The organism is Bacillus sp. MT(2024) (assembly GCF_036362845.1).
GTDB classification, from domain to species: domain Bacteria; phylum Bacillota; class Bacilli; order Bacillales; family Bacillaceae; genus Bacillus; species Bacillus velezensis.
Genome location: NZ_CP143632.1, coordinates 326,609 through 344,949 on the forward strand (window position 1 = coordinate 326,609; position 18,341 = coordinate 344,949).

Sequence of the window (18,341 nt, forward strand, 5' to 3'; positions counted from 1 at the left end):
AAATTAGATAGGGCTGATTCGTACCGCACACATCTTAAAACCGGGCATTTTACAGTCCGGATCGAAGGCTTCACCAATTAAATCGTTGACGTTTTGCGTGTCAGACCAATGGATGGGGACAAACAATGTATGATGTCTGACTTTTACTTGATTTTTAACGGAGAATATATCAAAATAAATAGTAACGATTACGATTTGTAACCATGTACATCGTGATAATAAGGGAGTTGCGGGATATAAATCGTAATCATTCTATTTTGTTAGGGGGCTATTGATATGGAAAAAATTCCGGTTACAGTATTGAGCGGCTATCTTGGTGCCGGAAAGACGACCGTTTTGAATCATATTCTACAAAACCGCAACGGTTTAAAAATTGCCGTCATCGTCAATGACATGAGCGAAGTAAATATAGACGCGGGCTTGGTGAAGCAGGGAGGCGGTTTGTCAAGGACGGATGAGAAACTCGTGGAATTATCCAACGGCTGTATCTGCTGCACGCTGCGTGAAGATTTATTAGTCGAAGTTGAGAAACTCGCGAAAGACGGCAGGTTTGATTATATTGTCATTGAATCAACAGGGATCAGCGAACCGATTCCCGTTGCCCAGACATTCTCTTATATAGATGAAGAAATGGGCATTGATCTGACAACATTCTGCAGGCTGGACACAATGGTGACCGTGGTGGATGCAAACCGCTTCTGGCATGATTTCCAGTCCGGTGACACCCTTCTTGACCGGAAGGAAGCGGCGGGAGAAGAGGATGAACGGGTGATTGCCGACTTATTAATTGACCAAATCGAGTTTTGTGATGTGCTCATTTTAAATAAATGCGACATGGTGGGCGAAAAAGAGCTTGAACAGCTGGAAACGGTTCTTTGCGCATTACAGCCCCGTGCCAGACTGATCCGGTCCGTCCGCGGAGAAGTGCCCGCCGAATGCATATTGAATACCGGTTTATTTGAGTTTGAGGAAGCGAGTTCATCAGCAGGGTGGATAAAGGAACTGACGGCAGGTCATGAAGCGCACACTCCGGAAACGGAAGAGTACGGCATCACTTCGTTTGTGTACTCGCGGCGTCTGCCGTTTCATACCGTTCGTTTTGACAGCTGGCTGCATCAATCAATGCCTGACAACATTGTGCGCGCAAAAGGAATTGTTTGGTGCGCAACCCGCAACAGCCTTGCGCTGCTGATGTCTCAGGCGGGTCCGGCGGTTTCGATTGAGCCTGTTTCTTATTGGGTGGCGGCAATGCCGAAACTTGAGCAGGAGCAGATCAAACAGCAGGAACCGGAGATTCTGGAAGATTGGGACGACCAATTCGGAGATCGTCATACGAACCTGGTGTTTATCGGAACAGATTTAGATGAAGCAGCCATTACAAAGGAATTGGATCAGTGCCTGCTCACGCCGTCTGAGTTCGATTCCGACTGGTCGCAGCTTGAAGATCCTTTTCAATGGGATATTCAGCGGGCCGAATAACATACCGGCCAAGTTTAGAAGCAGGTGAAAAGGGAAGGAGTGATGAAAAAGGAGCTGACCAAGTGTGAAAGCATTGACATACCAAGGAAAAGAACATATGGAAGTGAAAGAAGTCCCGGCACCCGCCATTCAAGATGAGAGAGATGTCATCGTTCGAATTACCGCAACCGGGATATGCGGTTCAGACCTTCATTTATATAAAAACGGAATACCAGCCGATCCGGGTTATATTGTCGGGCATGAGCCGATGGGAATTGTGGAAGAAACGGGCAGTCAAGTCAAAAAGCTGAAAAAAGGCGACCGGGTCGTGATTCCTTTTAACATCGGCTGCGGAGAATGTCGTTATTGCAAACATCAGATGGAAAGCCAGTGTGATGAATCAAATCCAAATCCTCATACAGATGCCGGCGGTTTATTCGGTTTTTCGGAGTTTAACGGAAATTACCCCGGCGGGCAGGCTGAATATTTACGTGTTCCTTATGCTGATTTCTCTTCTTTTCTGGTTCCGGCAGACAGTGAGCTTGAAGATGAGCAGGTGCTGCTTCTGTCAGATGTCATGCCGACCGCCTTTTGGAGCGTTCAGCACAGCGGAGTGAAAAAAGGAGATACAGTCGTTATTCTGGGATCAGGTCCGATCGGCTTAATGGCGCAAAAATTCGCGTGGAAAAAAGGAGCTAAACGGGTTATCGCAGTTGATCAAGTCCCGCATCGCCTTGAACATGCGAGACGCATAAACGGAGCAGAGACCTTCAATTTTTCAGAACATGATGAGATCGGGAAACTGCTGCACGAACAAACGTCAGGGGGCGCGGATGTAGTGATTGATTGTGTCGGAATGGACGGCACGCCGCTTTCAAAAGAAAAAGCAGAGCAAAAACCGAATCAGTTCGGAACGATCAGCCCGATTCTTACAGCATCAGAAGCCGTTAAGAAGTTCGGAACCGTGCAGCTCACGGGCGCATACATTTCTGAAGCGGACGGCTTTCCGCTCGGCGATTTTTTCACACGCAACGTTTCTTTAAAAATGGGCCAGGCACCCGTTATTCATCTGATGCCGATGCTGTATCAAATGATTGAACAAAATGAAATTGATCCGACGGATATCATTACACACAAAATGAGTCTTGCGGAAGCTCCTGCTGCATATGATATATTTGACAAAAAAGAAGATGGCAACATTAAAGTGATTTTGAAGCCATAGCGAGGGGAAACATGATGAATATTTACAGACCGGCGGGATTTTGGATCAGATTGGGAGCCGTTGTACTCGACTATTTAATTACTTCAGTGCCTTTGGCGATTATTTTTATGCTGGCAACAGGAAAAGATCCGAATGAGAGCGCAATGATCAGCATCATTTTGACTCTTTATGGTATTTTGCTCCCTGTATACTGGAACGGTTATGTTATCGGCAAAAAGATCTGCGGTATCCGCATCGTCAAAAAAGACGGAACTCAGGTAGGCTTTCTCACTATGATTTTGAGAGTGCTTGTGGGCGGCCTGATATATGGCGTGACGTTTGGAATCGGTGTGATCGTGAGCGCATTCATGGTCGGAATGAGAGAAGACAAACGGTCAATCCACGATTTTGTAGCGGGAACGTATGTCACATACGCGCTGCCGGACGAATCGATTGAAAAGAGCGAATAACTTCGCTCTTTTTTTTGCATAAAAAATGGATGAGGGAGCAACATATAACAAACGTTAAAGGAGGAGAGAGTCATGAAAAAAGCTGCATTGTCTTTAGCTGCGTTTTTCATTACAGCAATGGTTTTCACAATGCCGGCACACGCCGAAACAAAAATGCCTTCAACAATGTCACTCACGGAACAGCAGAAAAAAGAAATTGAATCACTTGAAAAAGAAGTGCTCGAAAAACGCAAACATGTCATATCCAAATATGTTGAGTACGGGGTCCTGCCGAAAGAAAAAGCAGAACATATTAAACAGCATATGGACAGGCGCTTTAATATGATGAAACAAAATGGCTTTGTCCCGAAGCCTCCGCCTCATAAATTGGAAAAGCGGCATCATCATTCTTAAGCATCCGGCAAGCCGGATGCTTTTTTGTTTTGATCGGGATTGCTCTGAAATGCGTTTCATAACGTATGATATCAATATCATACGCATCAGGAGGATGAAACCCATGGTACATAAAAAACAGGGCCTGTTCCCTGATACATTTCTATGGGGGTCAGCTTCGTCTGCCTATCAGGTGGAAGGAGCCTGGAATAAAGGCGGTAAAGGACCTTCAGTATGGGTGAACAGTGCAGAGAGGCCATTAGTGACGGAGTTCATCTCATCGGCTGCTGCAGCTGGTCATTCACTGATCTGTTAAGCTGGCTGAACGGCTATCAAAAACGCTACGGTTTGTGTATATCAATCGAGATGAAGAAGATGAAAAGGATTTGAAACGGATCAGGAAAAGAAGTTTTTATTGGTACCAAAATGTAATTGAAACAAACGGTAAAAGTCCCCTGAGAGAAATATGATTCTCTCAGGGATTTCTTTTACATTGCGTCTGCATCAATAATATACGTATCCGCATGAAGATCGGATATTTCGGCAGGCACTGAATAACAGGTAAGGCTGTACCGGCCTTTCGGAATATTAAAGAAAAGCCGCTTTGACATCACGCTTTCAATCTCAATTCCATCTTTTACAGCCTCAAAGGGAACAGTCGCTTTTTTCTCATAGGATAGTACCGGTTCACTTGTGTTAAGCCTGAGGACGATAAATGCCCTCGTATTTCTCCTTGCTTCGAATGAAACAGCTCCGTCAGTTTCCGCATATCCTTTTTCAATGGCTTCATCGGTCCAATCGATAACAGGCGGTTCTGAATCTTTTTGGAAGATTGTAAATTGATGATAAGAAATGGCCAGTTCTTGCGGTTTCCATGATTTATTCAATGCGCTGTTCCTCCTGTTTTTTTACTTGATTTTAAATAATACTCTCGTTCCGTCGGGATCATTGGTAAGCTGGTGTCCGACCCAAGAGCCGGCTCCGCGGTTGTCTGCCGGAGAAATATATTCTACGGAGGCATTGTTTCCGCCCTGTTTACAAACCGCCATCGGCCATTCATCCCTATCGTATCCCGTTTTGACAGGCACATGTTTAAGAGATTGCTCACGCCGCTTATGTACTCCGTCTCTGTCAATGGTGCATATGCTGGAATGCCCTTCTTTTATCGCGTCCTTAATATGCTTTGCTGTTTCCGGATATCGATCGGACGGAAATAGGATTACTTTGTCGTAATCACTCTTCTGAACGGTCTGCTCGTTATCTGAGAAAAGATCACCCTTGATCAGGGCCGCGACTGCTCCGGCAATGATGATAAGAACAAGCAGCAGTGCTTTTAATGTTTTCAAGAGTATCAATCACCTCCAGTTTTAAATTGCTGTAAAGCTGGTCCAAGAATAAAGCAGAATCGGCCGGCTGTAAAGCTGTTAAAATATATTTCTCAGCCGCAATTCAGCTGAATATCTGTAGAACCATCCGTACAAATCAATTTTATTCATTAAATATCCGATCAGAAAGTGTTTTTTGCCGTTTCCCTATTCAGAAATGAACGGTTGCGGCCGTATCGTCAATTGACTTATTATAGCGATAAGCTCACCGGCAGGATATCTTCGTCTGCGAGTGTCCGACCCGAAAACCTTGGCTTGCATGACCGTGCGCAACAAGACGATAAAAAGACGGCCATCTGATAAGAAGGCCGTCAGCAAATCATTCCAGATTCGCATGTTTTGTAAACATGTCTGCTGAATTTAATTCTTTTTTCTCCATGATTTTTAGAATAACCGCATCGTAAAACAGCAGAAGAGTTTGTTCGAATAAAGAACCCATCGGCTGAATCGTCTTTCTGTCTCCGCCGGTCTCTTCCTTAGGAGAGCCGGGAATCGTTATCGTAAGATCCGCAAGTTTGCCGAGACTTGAATCGGGGTTAATCGTTAATGCAGTGATGATGCCGTTAAGGCTTTTGGCTTTTTCAGCCGTATGAAGCAGACTTTTTGTTTCGCCTGAGCCTGAGCCGATGATGACGAGACCGCCTTCTTGGAGGGGAGGGGTAAGCGTCTCACCGACGATGTAAGCGTTCAGGCCGATGTGCATCATCCTCATGGCGAACGCTTTAGCCATAAAGCCGGAACGTCCCGCTCCGGACGTGAAGATTTGATCTGCCGATAAAATCTGATCCGCAAGCTTGTCAGCTTCACTGTCGGCTATTAATGCTGCGGTGCGGGATATTTCATTGAGTATTTCATGTAAGTATTCAGTCGTTTTCATGATCCTTGTGAAATCAGCTGTTTCATTTTAGCAGCAGCATCCGCTTTATTGTCAGCTCCCGTAATGCCTCCGCCGACAATGATTAAATCTGGGTTTTGTTTGATGGCTTCAGGAAGCGTATCAAGTTTAATGCCCCCGGCAATTGCGGTTTTAGCGCTCTTGACCGCTTTTTTAATCGCCGTCAGTTCCTCGAATGAATTCTTTCCTTCTGCTTGAAGATCATAACCTGTGTGAACACAAATATAATCAACACCGAGTTGGTCAATTTCTTTTGCACGTGTTTCAAGGTTTTTTACGTTAATCATGTCGACGAGAATTTTTTTCTGCTGTTTTTTTGCTTCGGCAACCGCCCCTTTGATCGTTGAGTCGTCTGTCGCTCCTAAAACGGTGATGATGTCGGCGCCCGCTTCTGCCGCTTTCATGATCTCGTAGCCGCCTGCATCCATGATTTTAAGATCGGCAAGCACTTTCAAGTGAGGAAAGGCTGATTTCATTTCCTGTACGGCTTTCAGGCCTTCATTAATGACAACGGGAGTGCCGATTTCTACAACATCTATATATTGTTCGACCTCTTTCACAAGTTCAATTGCTTCCGGGATATTCACTAAGTCTAATGCCAGCTGTAATTCCACTTTATATCCACTCCTCTTTTTCGTGTATTTACATTCTATAGAGTGCCCCGCATATTGAGAAGTACGCACTTTGAAGTCTAATAGTTACTTTGAGGATACTGTCCCCGCAGGCAATGCGCTTTGTTTCAGCAAAACTGCGTGGTAGTATAAACTGATGAAAGTTGTGTAAAAAAGTAAGCGTGTATGAATAGATGACGAACGTACAAAAAGTAAGAGGAAGGAGAATGGCCCGTGAGCCGAATGGATAAGAAAACGTTTAATTGCGAAAAGGAATTGACGCTTGCCGTGATAGGCGGGAAGTGGAAAATGCTGATTATGTGGCACCTGGGAAAAGAAGGGACAAAGCGTTTTAATGAGCTGAAAGCTTTAATTCCGGATATTACGCACAAAATTCTTGTGAATCAGCTCAGGGAGCTGGAGCAGGATCTGATCGTTCACAGGGAAGTTTACCCTGTCGTCCCTCCGAAAGTGGAGTACTCATTAACGGAGCAAGGAGAGACCCTTATGCCGATTTTGGACGCCATGTATAAGTGGGGAAAAGAATATATGGAATTAATCAACATTGATAAAACTGCAATAAAGGAATCTTTTTGAAGCGCTCTATGTAAAATAGAGTGCTTTTTTTGCGGTTTAATGAAATCATATTGCGAACGATTAAATCTCCTGTTTCGGTTCTTGCGCTGTTTTTTTCCCATCAGCTCATATATGAAAACTATTTTCATTCTGCCATAACTGGATATTCGAAAGATTTATACTATAGTTTAAAGATTTTTAATTTTACATAAATAATATTTTTAAAAATAAATTGCGGGATGCCGCAAAATACCCTCTGGAATTGTCGGAATTTTTTTCGGTGTGCCGAATGAAACTTTTCACCCATTTTTCGGTGATAAAAACAATAATTTCATATAAAGTGAACGTAAGTAGATATATAGTAATTCATGAAGAAATAGGTAAACCCTGTTGCTTACAAACATTGGATTCTTGTCTTGATTTCTCATAAATTTGAGCCGCATTTCGGACTGTGCGGGTGAGTGGATTGCGGATTTCGGCGGTGATTGAATCGGGATCGTTTTGGAGGTAAGTGGTTCTTTTGGCTTGATAATGAGTTAGGGACATTGAGGGAGGCTGTTTCTAAGGGAGAATTGACAATTTTATCTTAAAAAGGGGAGGCGCACACATATGGAAATAACTTTTTATCCTTTAACAAATGCTCAAAAACGTATCTGGTATACAGAAAAATTCTATCCGAACACAAGTATTTCAAATCTTGCCGGGTTCGGGAAACTCATTTCTGATGACGGCGTACAGGCTCATTACGTTGAGAAAGCGATACAGGAATTCGTCCGGCGGTATGAGTCGATGAGAATCCGTCTGCGGCTTGATGATGAGGGGGAGCCCGTTCAATATGTGAGCGAATACCGTCCGCTGACTATCGAACATACAGACATCAGGCAAGCAGGCTGCTCTGCGGAAGAGCTGTCAAAATGGGGACGTGACGAGGCAAGCAAGCCTCTGGCATTATATGATCAGGATTTATTCCGTTTTTCCGTGTATACCATCAGCGAAAATGAGGTCTGGTTCTACGTTAATGTGCATCACGTTATTTCAGACGGGATTTCCATGACGATTCTGGGCAATGCGATTACTGATATTTATTTGGAGCTTTCGGGCGGATCAAGTGAGGAACAGACGGAGATTCCTTCCTTTATCGAGCATGTGCTGACTGAGCAGGAATATGTGCAGTCGAAGCGGTTTAAAAAGGATCGGGATTTTTGGAACGGGCAGTTTGAGACCGTGCCGGAGCTTGTGTCCCTGAAACGGAGCCAGGCAGATGCGGGTCTTGATGCGAAACGGTTTTCTCAAGAAATTCCTCACGACTTATATGGCCGCATTCATTCATTCTGCGAGGAGCATAAAGTCAGCGTACTATCTCTGTTCCAATCAGCTCTGATCACTTATCTCTACAAAGTGACCGGCCGGGATGACGTTGTCACAGGTACGTTTATGGGAAACCGGACGAATGCGAAAGAAAAGCAGATGCTCGGGATGTTCGTATCTACGGTGCCTGTGCGGACAAGCGTTGACGGAGGACAGTCGTTCTTGGAATTCGTTAAAGGCCGGATGAAGGATCTGATGAAAATTCTCCGCCACCAAAAGTATCCGTATAACCTGCTTGTCAATGATTTGCGCGCTTCGAAAAGTTCGCTGAGCAGATTGTTTACGGTATCTCTGGAGTACCAGGTGATGCAGTGGCAGAAAAAAGAGAATCTGTCCTTCCTGACAGACCCTATTTTCAGCGGAAGCGGTACAAATGATATTTCGATTCATGTGAAGGAACGATGGGACACTGGGAAATTGACGATTGATTTTGACTATCGCAGCGACATATTCAAGGGAGAGGAGATTGTATCTGTTTCTGAACGTTTGATCACGCTGATTGAAGATGCGATTTCATCTCCTGATCGCATAATTGATGAGCTTACTCTTCTTTCTGAATCCGAGAAAGAGCGGCTGCTGACACGGGCCTCCGGCAATCCGGTGAATTACCGCGGGGAGATGACGATACCGGGGCTGTTTGAAGAGAAAGTGAAGTCACTGTCTGACAAACCGGCGGTGGTGTATGAAGACCGAACATTGTCCTATCGCACATTGCATGAACAGTCAGGCCGAATTGCCGGACGCCTTCTTAAAGCCGGGATATCAGCCGATACTCCTGTCGCGGTGCTGCTTGGCCGTTCTGAGCGTGTCATTGCGGCAATATTGGGAATTTTGAAAGCGGGCGGCGCCTATGTGCCGATAGATCCTGATTTTCCGGCGGATCGGATTCAGTACATTTTGGAGGACAGCGGAGCGAAGGCTGTTTTGACGGAGGCCGGAATACAGGCGCCTGTATCGGATGCCGAACCGATTGATTTTGACGAGGCTGTTCAGTTTGAAACGGCTGCGGACGGTGTCAGCACACAATCAGACCGGCTGGCTTACATCATCTACACGTCAGGTACAACCGGGCGGCCGAAAGGCGTGATGATTGAGCACCGGCAAGTTCATCATCTGGTGCAATCACTGCAGCAGGAGATTTATCAATGCGGTGAGCAGACATTAAGAATGGCGCTTTTGGCTCCGTTTCATTTTGATGCGTCCGTCAAACAGATTTTTGCCTCGCTTCTTTTGGGACAGACGCTTTATATCGTGCCGAAAACGACTGTAACGAATGGCTCGGCACTGCTGGACTATTATCGTCAAAACCGGATTGAAGCCACTGACGGAACCCCTGCGCATCTGCAGATGATGGTTGCGGCGGGAGATGTCAGCGGAATTGAATTGCGCCACATGCTCATTGGGGGAGAGGGCCTGTCCGCCGCTGTTGCTGAACAGCTGATGACGCTCTTTCATCAATCGGGCAGGGCGACGCGTCTGACGAATGTGTACGGGCCGACAGAAACGTGCGTAGATGCATCCGTGCATCAGGTGTCAGCCGATAACGGAATGAATCAACAGGCGGCGTACGTTCCGATCGGAAAACCGCTCGGCAACGCCCGTTTGTATATATTGGATAAGCACCAGCGGCTTCAGCCCGACGGCACGGCCGGTGAGCTGTATATCGCGGGTGACGGTGTAGGCCGCGGCTATTTAAATCTTCCGGATTTGACCGCAGAGAAGTTTTTGCAAGATCCGTTTAACGGAAGCGGCCGCATGTACCGCACGGGTGATATGGCGCGCTGGCTGCCGGACGGGACGATCGAATATATCGGCCGTGAAGATGATCAGGTGAAAGTCCGCGGCTACCGTATTGAGCTGGGAGAAATTGAAACGGTGCTCAGAAAAGCTCCGGGCGCGGCGCAGGCCGTCGTGCTGGCGCGGCCGGATCAGCAGGGCAGCTTAGATGTTTGCGCATATATCGTTCAGGAAAAAGGAACCGAGTTTCACCCTGCCGAGTACAGGGAGTATGTGTCCAAGCACCTTCCTGATTACATGGTGCCCGCTTACTTTACAAAAACGGACGAAATTCCGCTCACGCCGAGCGGGAAGGCGGACCGCAAAAAGCTGTTTGCGCTTGATGTGCAGGCTGTCAGCTCATCCGAATATGCCGCGCCGAGAAACGAAACGGAGGAAACGCTCACCGTCATCTGGCAGGAAGTCCTCGGAATGGACAAGGCGGGCATTTATGATCATTTCTTCGAGTCAGGCGGTCATTCATTAAAGGCGATGACGCTTCTGACGAAAATTCATAAGCAAATGGGCGTTGAAATTCCGCTGCAATACTTGTTTGAGCATCCGACGATTGCGGCGCTTGCCGATTATGCGGAAAACCGAAACGAAGGACAGGCATTCAGGGCGATTGAGCCGTCTGAGAAGCAGGCGAGCTATCCGCTTTCGCTCGCTCAGCAGCGGACTTATATCGCGAGCCAATTTGAAGATGCGGGAGTCGGATATAACATGCCGGCTGCGGCCATGATTGAGGGCGCTTTAGACCTTGAAAAGCTCGAGCGTGCATTTTCTGCCTTAATCAGCAGGCATGAAGCGCTCAGAACATCGTTTCAATCGGAGGACGGCACGCCGAGACAGGTGGTTCACGAACATGTTCCGTTTCATATTAAAATGATCGAAGCGCGCGGAAGAACGAATGAACAGGTCATGAAGGACTTTGTGCGCCGTTTTGATTTATCTGAGGCGCCGCTGTTCAGAATCGGCCTGCAAACGCTCGGTCACAATCGCCATATGCTGCTGTTTGATATGCATCACCTGATTTCTGACGGGGTGTCTATTTCCATCATGCTGAAGGAACTGGCTGACATCTACGGCGGAAATCAGCTGCCTGAATTGCGCATTCAATATAAAGATTATGCCGTATGGCAGGCGGAACGGGCGAAAGAAGGCTACAAGAAGGAGCGGGCGTACTGGAAAGAAGTCTTCAGCGGCGAACTGCCGGTGCTTCAGCTGCTCCCTGATTATCCGCGGCCGCAAGTGCAAAGCTTTGAAGGTGACCGCGTGTCCGCCAAGCTGCCGAAAATGCTGCGGGAACGGCTGCAGAAGCTTGCCGAGAAAAACGGAGCCACCCTTTACATGGTGCTGTTATCGGCATACTATACGCTGCTTTCTAAGTATTCGGGACAGGAAGACATCATCGTGGGAACACCGTCAGCGGGAAGAAATCACTCTGATACCGAGGGGCTTATCGGGATGTTTGTCAACACGCTTGCGCTGCGAAGCTCCGTGAAGCAGGATCAGACATTTGCCGGCTTGTTAGGTCATGTGCGCAAACAGGTGCTGGACGCGTTTTCCCATCAGGATTATCCGTTTGAGTGGCTGACCGAGGAGCTGAACGTGCCCCGGGACATGAGCAGGCATCCGATATTTGACACGATGTTCAGTCTGCAAAATGCTTCGGACGGAATTCCGGAGATCGGCAACCTGACGCTGTCTCTTCATGAAACCAACTTCAACATCGCCAAATTCGATCTGACAATGCAGGCCCGGGAAACAGCGGAAGGCATTGCGCTCGATTTGGATTATTGCACGAAGCTGTTTAAGCGCTCAACTGCGGATCGCATGCTTGCGCACTATGTCCGTCTGCTGGAGAGTGCGGCAGCTCAGCCGGATGCGAAAATCAGCGAATATGATCTGCTTTCTGAACGGGAGGCTTTGAACCAATTACAGCGGTTCAATCCGGAGCGCACGGCATACCCGAAAGAGCAAACGATCGTGCAGATCTTTGAAGAACAGGCCCGAAAGAACCCTGACCGGACGGCTCTTCAGTTCGAAGGGGAAACTCTGTCGTATCAGCAGCTGAATGAACGCGCCAACAGGCTTGCGCGGCATATTCTTTCGGTCGGAGGCGGCGGGAAAACCGCGGCTGTTTTATGTGAACGGTCAATGGACATGATTGTTTCCATTATGGCTGTGTTAAAAGCGGGGTCCGCCTATGTGCCGATTGATCCTGAGCATCCGGTTCAGCGGATTCAGCATTTCTTCCGCGACAGCGGGGCGAATGTGCTCCTGACTCAGCAAAGCCTCAAGCAGCTTGCGGAAAAGGCCGGTTTTCAAGGCGTCATTGTGCTTGCTGATGATGAGGCGAGCTATGAAAAGGACTCTCGCAATCCAGCATTGCCGTTTGATTCCAAAACGATTGCCAATCTCACTTATACATCAGGCACGACGGGAACGCCGAAAGGAAACATCGTCACACATGCCAACATTTTGCGGACGGTAAAAAACACGAACTATTTGACCGTTTCTGAAGAGGATACAGTGCTCGGTCTGTCAAACTACGTCTTTGACGCTTTTATGTTTGATATGTTCGGTTCGCTGTTAAACGGTGCAAAGCTTGTGATCGTCCCGAAAGATACGGTGCTGGACATGTCGCGCCTGTCCCGTGTGATCAAACGGGAGAACGTCAGCATTCTGATGATTACGACGGCCCTGTTCCACCTGCTTGTTGATATGGAGCCGTCCTGTCTGACGACGCTTCGGAAAATCATGTTCGGGGGCGAAAGAGCGTCTGTAGAACATGTCAAAAAGGCGCTGGCGGCAGTCGGAAAAGGAAGACTGCTTCATATGTACGGTCCGTCGGAAAGCACGGTGTTTGCGACATACCATCCGGTGGATGTCATTGAAGAGGATACGCTCTCCGTTCCGATCGGTAAACCGGTCAGCAATACGGAAGTCTTTATTATGAACTCAGCCGGACGCATTCAGCCGGCGGGTATCGCGGGAGAGCTGTGCGTCAGCGGGGAAGGTCTCGTAGAAGGCTACTACAACCGTCCTGAACTGACGGAAGAAAAATTTGTAAAGCATCCGTTTAAGGAAGGTGAACGGATGTATAAAACGGGCGACTTGGCCAGATGGCTTCCGAATGGCGATATCGAGTTTATCGGACGTATCGACCATCAGGTGAAAATCCGCGGTCAGCGGATTGAGCTTGGCGAAATTGAGCATCAGCTTCAAAGCCATGACCAGATTCAGGAATGCATTGTGCTCGCTGTGGATCAAGGCGCGGGTGACAAACTTCTTTGCGCGTATTTTGTCGGCCTCAGGGAAATCTCTTCCCGGGAGCTGAGGGAGCATACGGCGAAGGATCTTCCGGCTTATATGATTCCGTCCGTCTTTATTCAATTGGATGAACTGCCTCTTACAGGGAACGGAAAAATCGACAGACGGGCGCTGCCGATGCCGGATGTGACCGCAGCGAATGCCGTGTCATATACGGCGCCGCGCAATGAAACAGAACAAAAACTGGCGGATATTTGGGCTGAGGTGCTGCAAATGGAACGGGTCGGCGTCCATGATCAGTTCTTTGAGATCGGGGGCCACTCGTTAGCGGGGATGAAACTGCTGGCCCTTATCCAGAAGACATTCGGCGTGCAGCTTACCTTAAAGGATCTGTTCACTTCTCCGACGGCTGCGGGGCTGGCGCAGCTGATTGAAGGGGCTGAACGGAAGGCGGCTGAGAGCATCGCACCGGCGGCCGAGCGGGAAACGTATCCGGTTTCTTCACCGCAGAAGCGGATGTTCGTGCTTCAGCAGCTGGAAGGCGCTGAAACAAGCTATAACATGCCGTCTGTGCTCCGCTTAAAAGGAAAGCTTGATGCAGAAAAGCTGAAATCCGTTATGAAACAGCTGACAGAACGCCATGAAGCCTTCAGAACGACATTTGACATAAAGGATGGAGAAACGGTTCAGCGTATATGGGCGGAAGCTGATATCGACATGGAATATTATGAAGCCTCTGAAGAAGATGCTGAACAGATTATTCAGAGCTTTATCCGGCCGTTCCGTCTGGATCAGCTTCCTCTCGTCAGAACGGGACTGGTCAAGCTGGCTGAACATGACCACCTGCTGCTGTTTGATATGCACCATATCATTTCGGACGGCGCTTCAGTCGGCGTGCTGATAGATGAACTGTCCCGCTTGTATGGCGGCGAAACGCTTGAGCCGCTGCGGATTCATTATAAAGACTATGCGGTATGGCAGCAGAAATTTATTCAATCAGAGCAGTACCGCAAGCAGGAGGAGCATTGGCTTCGGGAGCTTGACGGCGAGCTTCCGGTATTGACGCTGCCGGCTGATTACAGCCGTCCGGCCGTGCAAACCTTTGAAGGAGACAAGCTGGTCTTTTCTCTGACTGAGGAACAGACGTCGGCTCTTCGCAGTCTTGCGAAACAAACGGATTCTACCATGTACATGGTGCTGCTGGCGTCATACAGCGCCTTTCTCTCAAAACTGAGCGGACAGCATGACATCATTGTCGGCTCGCCGGTTGCGGGACGATCACATGCGGATCTCGCAAACGTCATCGGTGTTTTTGTGAATACACTCGCGCTTCGTACGTATCCGGAAGCGGACAAAACGTTCACGGACTATCTTAAAGAAGTAAAACAAACCGCTTTACATGCATTTGACGCGCAGGATTATCCGCTTGAAGACCTTCTGCAAAAGGTTGAGGTGCAGCGTGATACGAGCCGAAATCCGCTGTTTGATGCGGTATTCTCAATGCAAAATGCAAATGCTGAAGATCTGGTCATGGAAGGAATCGAGCTGAAGCACCATCCGTTTGACAGAAAAACAGCCAAGTTTGACCTGACAATGACGGCTGAGGACACAGGCGAAGGCTTAACGTTTGTGCTTGAATATAACACCGCGCTGTTTAAACCGGAAACGGCAGAGACGTGGAAGCATTACTGGCTTCAGCTGTTAAAAGCCGCAACGGAAAATCCGGCTGCGAAGCTTTCTGAGCTTTCATTGGTGAATGAAACAGAAAAACAAGCCCTCCTTGGTGCATGGAAAGGAAAAACAATTCCTGTGCCGCGGGACAAAACGGTTCATCGTCTCTTTGAAGAAACGGCCGCCCGCTACGCGAACCGGCCGGCCGCGGCATACAACGGCGCGAAATGGACGTACGGCGAGCTGAACGCAAGGGCGAACCGGATCGCGCGCATTCTCATGGATTGCGGCGTCACGGCTGACGAACGTGTCGGCATTTTAACGAAACCGTCCTTGGAAATGGCCGCGGGCGTACTCGGCGTCTTAAAAGCGGGTGCGGCATTTGTGCCGATTGATCCCGACTACCCGGAAGAGCGCATCAGCTACATTCTGCAGGACAGCGGCGCCAAGCTGCTTCTCACACAGGAAGCGCTGGGCGTGCCGGATGGCTACAAAGGAGAAACGATTCTGCTTGACGGCGGACGCTCCATTCTGAGCCTGCCGCTTGATGAAAACGATGAAGCGAACCCGCAGACGGAAACAACGGCGGATCATCTCGCTTATATGATTTACACGTCAGGAACGACCGGACAGCCGAAGGGTGTCATGGTCGAACACCATGCGCTGGTGAACCTGTGCTTCTGGCATCACGACGCATTCGCCATGACGGCGGATGATAAAAGCGCCAAATACGCGGGCTTCGGTTTTGACGCCTCCATCTGGGAGATGTTCCCGACATGGACCATCGGCGCGGAGCTTCACGTCATTGACGAAGCGATCCGGCTGGATATCACCCGCTTAAATCACTATTTCGAGGAGCACGGCGTGACCATCACCTTCCTGCCGACGCAGCTGGCCGAACAATTTATGGAGCTGGAAAATACCTCTCTCCGCATGCTTCTCGTCGGCGGCGACAAGCTGAAGCGGGCGGTGAAACAGCCGTACACGATCGTCAACAACTACGGCCCGACGGAAAACACCGTCGTCGCGACAAGCGGCGTCATCAATCCTGAGGAAGGATCGCTTTCGATCGGACGGGCGATTGCCAATACGAGAGCTTATATTCTCGGCGACGGCGATCAGGTGCAGCCGGAAGGCATTGCCGGCGAATTGTGCGTGGCCGGCCGCGGTCTGGCACGCGGATACCTGAACCGTGAAGAAGAGACGGCGAAGCGGTTTACCGCAGATCCGTTCGTGCCCGGCGAGCGCATGTACCGGACCGGCGACCTCGTCAAATGGAACGCGCAGAGCGGCATCGAATACATCGGCCGTATCGACCAGCAGGTCAAAGTGCGGGGCTACCGGATCGAGCTTTCAGAAATCGAAGTCCGTCTCGCTCAGCTTGCGGACGTTCATGACGCAGCGGTGACGGCTGTGGAAGACAAAGCGGGCAATACCGCGCTTTGCGCCTATGTCGCGCCTCAGCAGAACGATATTGAAGCGCTCAAAGCCGCGCTGAAAGACACGCTGCCGGACTACATGGTGCCGGCGTTCTGGGTGGAGCTGGCCGAGCTTCCGGTCACCGCAAACGGAAAGATTGACAAAAAAGCCCTGCCGGAACCGGACATTGAAGCGGGAAGCGCCGCGTATAAAGCGCCGGAAACGGAGATGGAGACGCTGCTTTCTGACATTTGGCAGGAAGTGCTCGGTCTTGATCAGATCGGCGTAAGTGATAATTTCTTCACGCTCGGCGGCGACTCGATCAAAGGCATTCAAATGGCGAGCCGTCTGAACCAGCACGGGTATAAATTGGAGATGAAAGATCTCTTCCAGCATCCGACCATCGAAGAGCTCGTCTCTTACGTGGAGCGGACGGAAGGCAAGCAGGCCGATCAGGGACCTGTCGAAGGCGAAGCGGACTTAACGCCGATCCAGCGCTGGTTCTTTGAGAAAAACTTTACTGACAAACACCACTGGAACCAATCCGTCATGCTTCATGCGAAAGACGGCTTTGATCCGGAGATAACAGAAAAAACATTACATGTCCTGACGGTGCACCATGATGCGCTCCGGATGATTTATCGTGAACAAAAACCGTATTACAGAGGGCTTGAGGATGCGTCTGTTGAACTGAACGTCTTTGAGCTGAACGGACCTGCTGAAGACCATGAGGACCGTATCGAACGAGAAGCAGACCGTCTTCAAAGCAGTATTTCACTGGAAACAGGACATCTGCTGAAGGCCGGGCTCTTCCGGGCTGAAGATGGAGACCACCTTCTTCTCGCAATCCATCACTTAGTCGTGGATGGTGTATCTTGGCGGATTTTACTGGAGGACTTCACGTCCGTTTATACGCAGCTGAAGCAAGGCAATGAACCGGCGCTGCCTCCGAAAACACATTCATTCGCCGAATTTGCTGAGAGAATCAAAGAATACGCAAATACGAAGGCGTTTCTGAAAGAAGCGGATTACTGGAGAGAGCTTGAGGAAAAAGAGGTATGCACTCAGCTTCCGAAAGACAGGCAGTCTGGTGATCAGCGCATGAGACATACGAGAACGGTCAGCTTCTCTCTGACGCCTGAACAAACTGAACAGCTGACGACAAACGTACATGAAGCCTACCATACGGAAATGAACGACATCCTGCTCACGGCGCTCGGACTGGCGCTGAAAGAGTGGACGGGTGAAGACACGATCGGCGTTCATTTGGAAGGCCACGGGCGCGAAGACATTCTTGACGGCCTGAATATCACCCGGACGGTCGGATGGTTTACGAGCATGTATCCGATGATCCTTGAGATGAAGCACGCCGACGATCTTTCATATCAGCTGAAACAAATGAAAGAAGACATCAGACACATCCCGAACAAAGGAGTCGGCTACGGCATTCTGCGTTATGTAACGGCGCCTGAGCATAAAGAGGGTCTTTCATTTGAGATTGATCCGGATATCAGCTTTAACTACTTAGGCCAGTTTAATGAGATGTCGGATTCCGGCTTATTTACAAGATCCGGGATGCCGTCAGGACAATCGCTGAGCCCTGACACAGAGAAGCCGAATGCGCTTGATATTGTCGGATTTATAGAAAATGGGCAGATGACGATGACGTTTGCCTATCATTCTCTCGAATTTCATGAAAAAACCATTCAATCGTTCAGTGACAGCTTTAAAGGGCACCTCTTGAAAATCATAGATCACTGCCTGGCCCAAGACGGACCTGAGCTTACGCCTAGCGATCTTGGCGATGATGATCTGACGCTTGATGAACTTGATAAATTAATGGAAATTCTCTAACAGAAAAGA

Annotated in this window: 11 protein-coding genes and 2 pseudogenes; 8 read left to right on the forward strand and 5 right to left on the reverse strand. The window is 48.8% G+C overall.

Features of this window, described 5'->3' with window-relative positions:
* Positions 1 to 3: 3 nt before the first annotated feature.
* Positions 4 to 132, reverse strand: a pseudogene (locus tag VP472_RS01745) (hypothetical protein); the annotation flags it as partial.
* A 144-nt stretch (positions 133 to 276) separates the two neighbouring features.
* On the opposite strand from VP472_RS01745, the gene VP472_RS01750 reads away from it, so the two are divergent.
* The 6 genes and pseudogenes from VP472_RS01750 to VP472_RS01770 form a co-directional block, all read left to right on the forward strand.
* On the forward strand, positions 277 to 1,479 hold the full coding sequence (locus VP472_RS01750) for a GTP-binding protein (protein WP_146276088.1): 1,203 nt from the start codon (positions 277 to 279) through the stop codon (positions 1,477 to 1,479).
* Positions 1,480 to 1,543: 64 nt separating this feature from the next.
* A complete protein-coding gene (locus VP472_RS01755) occupies positions 1,544 to 2,680 on the forward strand; it encodes a zinc-dependent alcohol dehydrogenase (protein WP_146276090.1) in 1,137 nt (378 codons plus the stop codon).
* A 14-nt stretch (positions 2,681 to 2,694) separates the two neighbouring features.
* Complete coding sequence (locus VP472_RS01760; RefSeq protein WP_021494203.1) at positions 2,695 to 3,129, forward strand: RDD family protein; 435 nt, start codon at positions 2,695 to 2,697, stop codon at positions 3,127 to 3,129.
* Positions 3,130 to 3,246: 117 nt separating this feature from the next.
* Positions 3,247 to 3,522 carry a YckD family protein gene (locus tag VP472_RS01765; RefSeq protein ID WP_369719109.1) on the forward strand — a complete coding sequence of 92 codons (276 nt, stop codon included), beginning with the start codon at positions 3,247 to 3,249 and terminating at the stop codon, positions 3,520 to 3,522.
* 103 nt (positions 3,523 to 3,625) lie between these two features.
* Positions 3,626 to 3,817, forward strand: a complete 192-nt coding sequence (locus VP472_RS20035; RefSeq protein WP_071392145.1) for a family 1 glycosylhydrolase — start codon at positions 3,626 to 3,628, stop codon at positions 3,815 to 3,817.
* A pseudogene (locus VP472_RS01770) lies at positions 3,742 to 3,971 on the forward strand (family 1 glycosylhydrolase); the annotation flags it as partial. The gene VP472_RS20035 and the pseudogene VP472_RS01770, both read left to right, overlap by 76 nt.
* 18 nt (positions 3,972 to 3,989) lie before the next feature.
* On the opposite strand, the gene comJ reads toward VP472_RS01770, so the two are convergent.
* The 4 genes from comJ to hxlA all read right to left on the reverse strand — a co-directional run bounded on the left by comJ (position 3,990) and on the right by hxlA (position 6,395).
* Positions 3,990 to 4,388 (reverse strand): competence protein ComJ, encoded by a 399-nt coding sequence (gene comJ, locus VP472_RS01775; RefSeq protein ID WP_077721770.1) that lies wholly within the window; start codon positions 4,386 to 4,388, stop codon positions 3,990 to 3,992.
* Between the two features lie 21 nt (positions 4,389 to 4,409).
* Entirely contained in the window at positions 4,410 to 4,847 is a 438-nt protein-coding gene (locus tag VP472_RS01780; RefSeq protein ID WP_003156588.1) for a NucA/NucB deoxyribonuclease domain-containing protein, read from the reverse strand.
* Positions 4,848 to 5,205: 358 nt separating this feature from the next.
* Positions 5,206 to 5,763, reverse strand: coding sequence for a 6-phospho-3-hexuloisomerase (gene hxlB, locus VP472_RS01785; RefSeq protein ID WP_077721772.1), 558 nt, complete (start codon positions 5,761 to 5,763; stop codon positions 5,206 to 5,208).
* Complete coding sequence (gene hxlA / locus VP472_RS01790) at positions 5,760 to 6,395, reverse strand: 3-hexulose-6-phosphate synthase (RefSeq protein ID WP_014304319.1); 636 nt, start codon at positions 6,393 to 6,395, stop codon at positions 5,760 to 5,762. Before hxlA ends, hxlB begins: the two co-directional genes overlap by 4 nt.
* Before the next feature lie 231 nt (positions 6,396 to 6,626).
* On the opposite strand from hxlA, the gene VP472_RS01795 reads away from it, so the two are divergent.
* Together VP472_RS01795 and srfAA are read left to right on the forward strand one after the other, a co-directional pair.
* The gene (locus tag VP472_RS01795) at positions 6,627 to 6,989 is read left to right on the forward strand and encodes a transcriptional activator HxlR (protein ID WP_016936795.1); all 363 of its coding nucleotides are present in this window, start codon (positions 6,627 to 6,629) and stop codon (positions 6,987 to 6,989) included.
* A 588-nt stretch (positions 6,990 to 7,577) separates the two neighbouring features.
* A complete protein-coding gene (gene srfAA, locus VP472_RS01800; protein ID WP_153986644.1) occupies positions 7,578 to 18,332 on the forward strand; it encodes a surfactin non-ribosomal peptide synthetase SrfAA in 10,755 nt (3,584 codons plus the stop codon).
* Positions 18,333 to 18,341: the final 9 nt, after the last annotated feature.

Excerpts from the sequence above, each read along its gene's own strand:
- hxlB (WP_077721772.1), bottom strand. The coding sequence starts at position 5,763 with ATGAAAACGACTGAATACTTACATGAAATACTCAATGAAATATCCCGC.
- VP472_RS20035 (WP_071392145.1), top strand. The coding sequence starts at position 3,626 with ATGGTACATAAAAAACAGGGCCTGTTCCCTGATACATTTCTATGGGGG.
- VP472_RS01760 (WP_021494203.1), top strand. The coding sequence starts at position 2,695 with ATGAATATTTACAGACCGGCGGGATTTTGGATCAGATTGGGAGCCGTT.
- VP472_RS01765 (WP_369719109.1), top strand. The coding sequence starts at position 3,247 with ATGGTTTTCACAATGCCGGCACACGCCGAAACAAAAATGCCTTCAACA.
- srfAA (WP_153986644.1), top strand. The coding sequence starts at position 7,578 with ATGGAAATAACTTTTTATCCTTTAACAAATGCTCAAAAACGTATCTGG.
- VP472_RS01750 (WP_146276088.1), top strand. The coding sequence starts at position 277 with ATGGAAAAAATTCCGGTTACAGTATTGAGCGGCTATCTTGGTGCCGGA.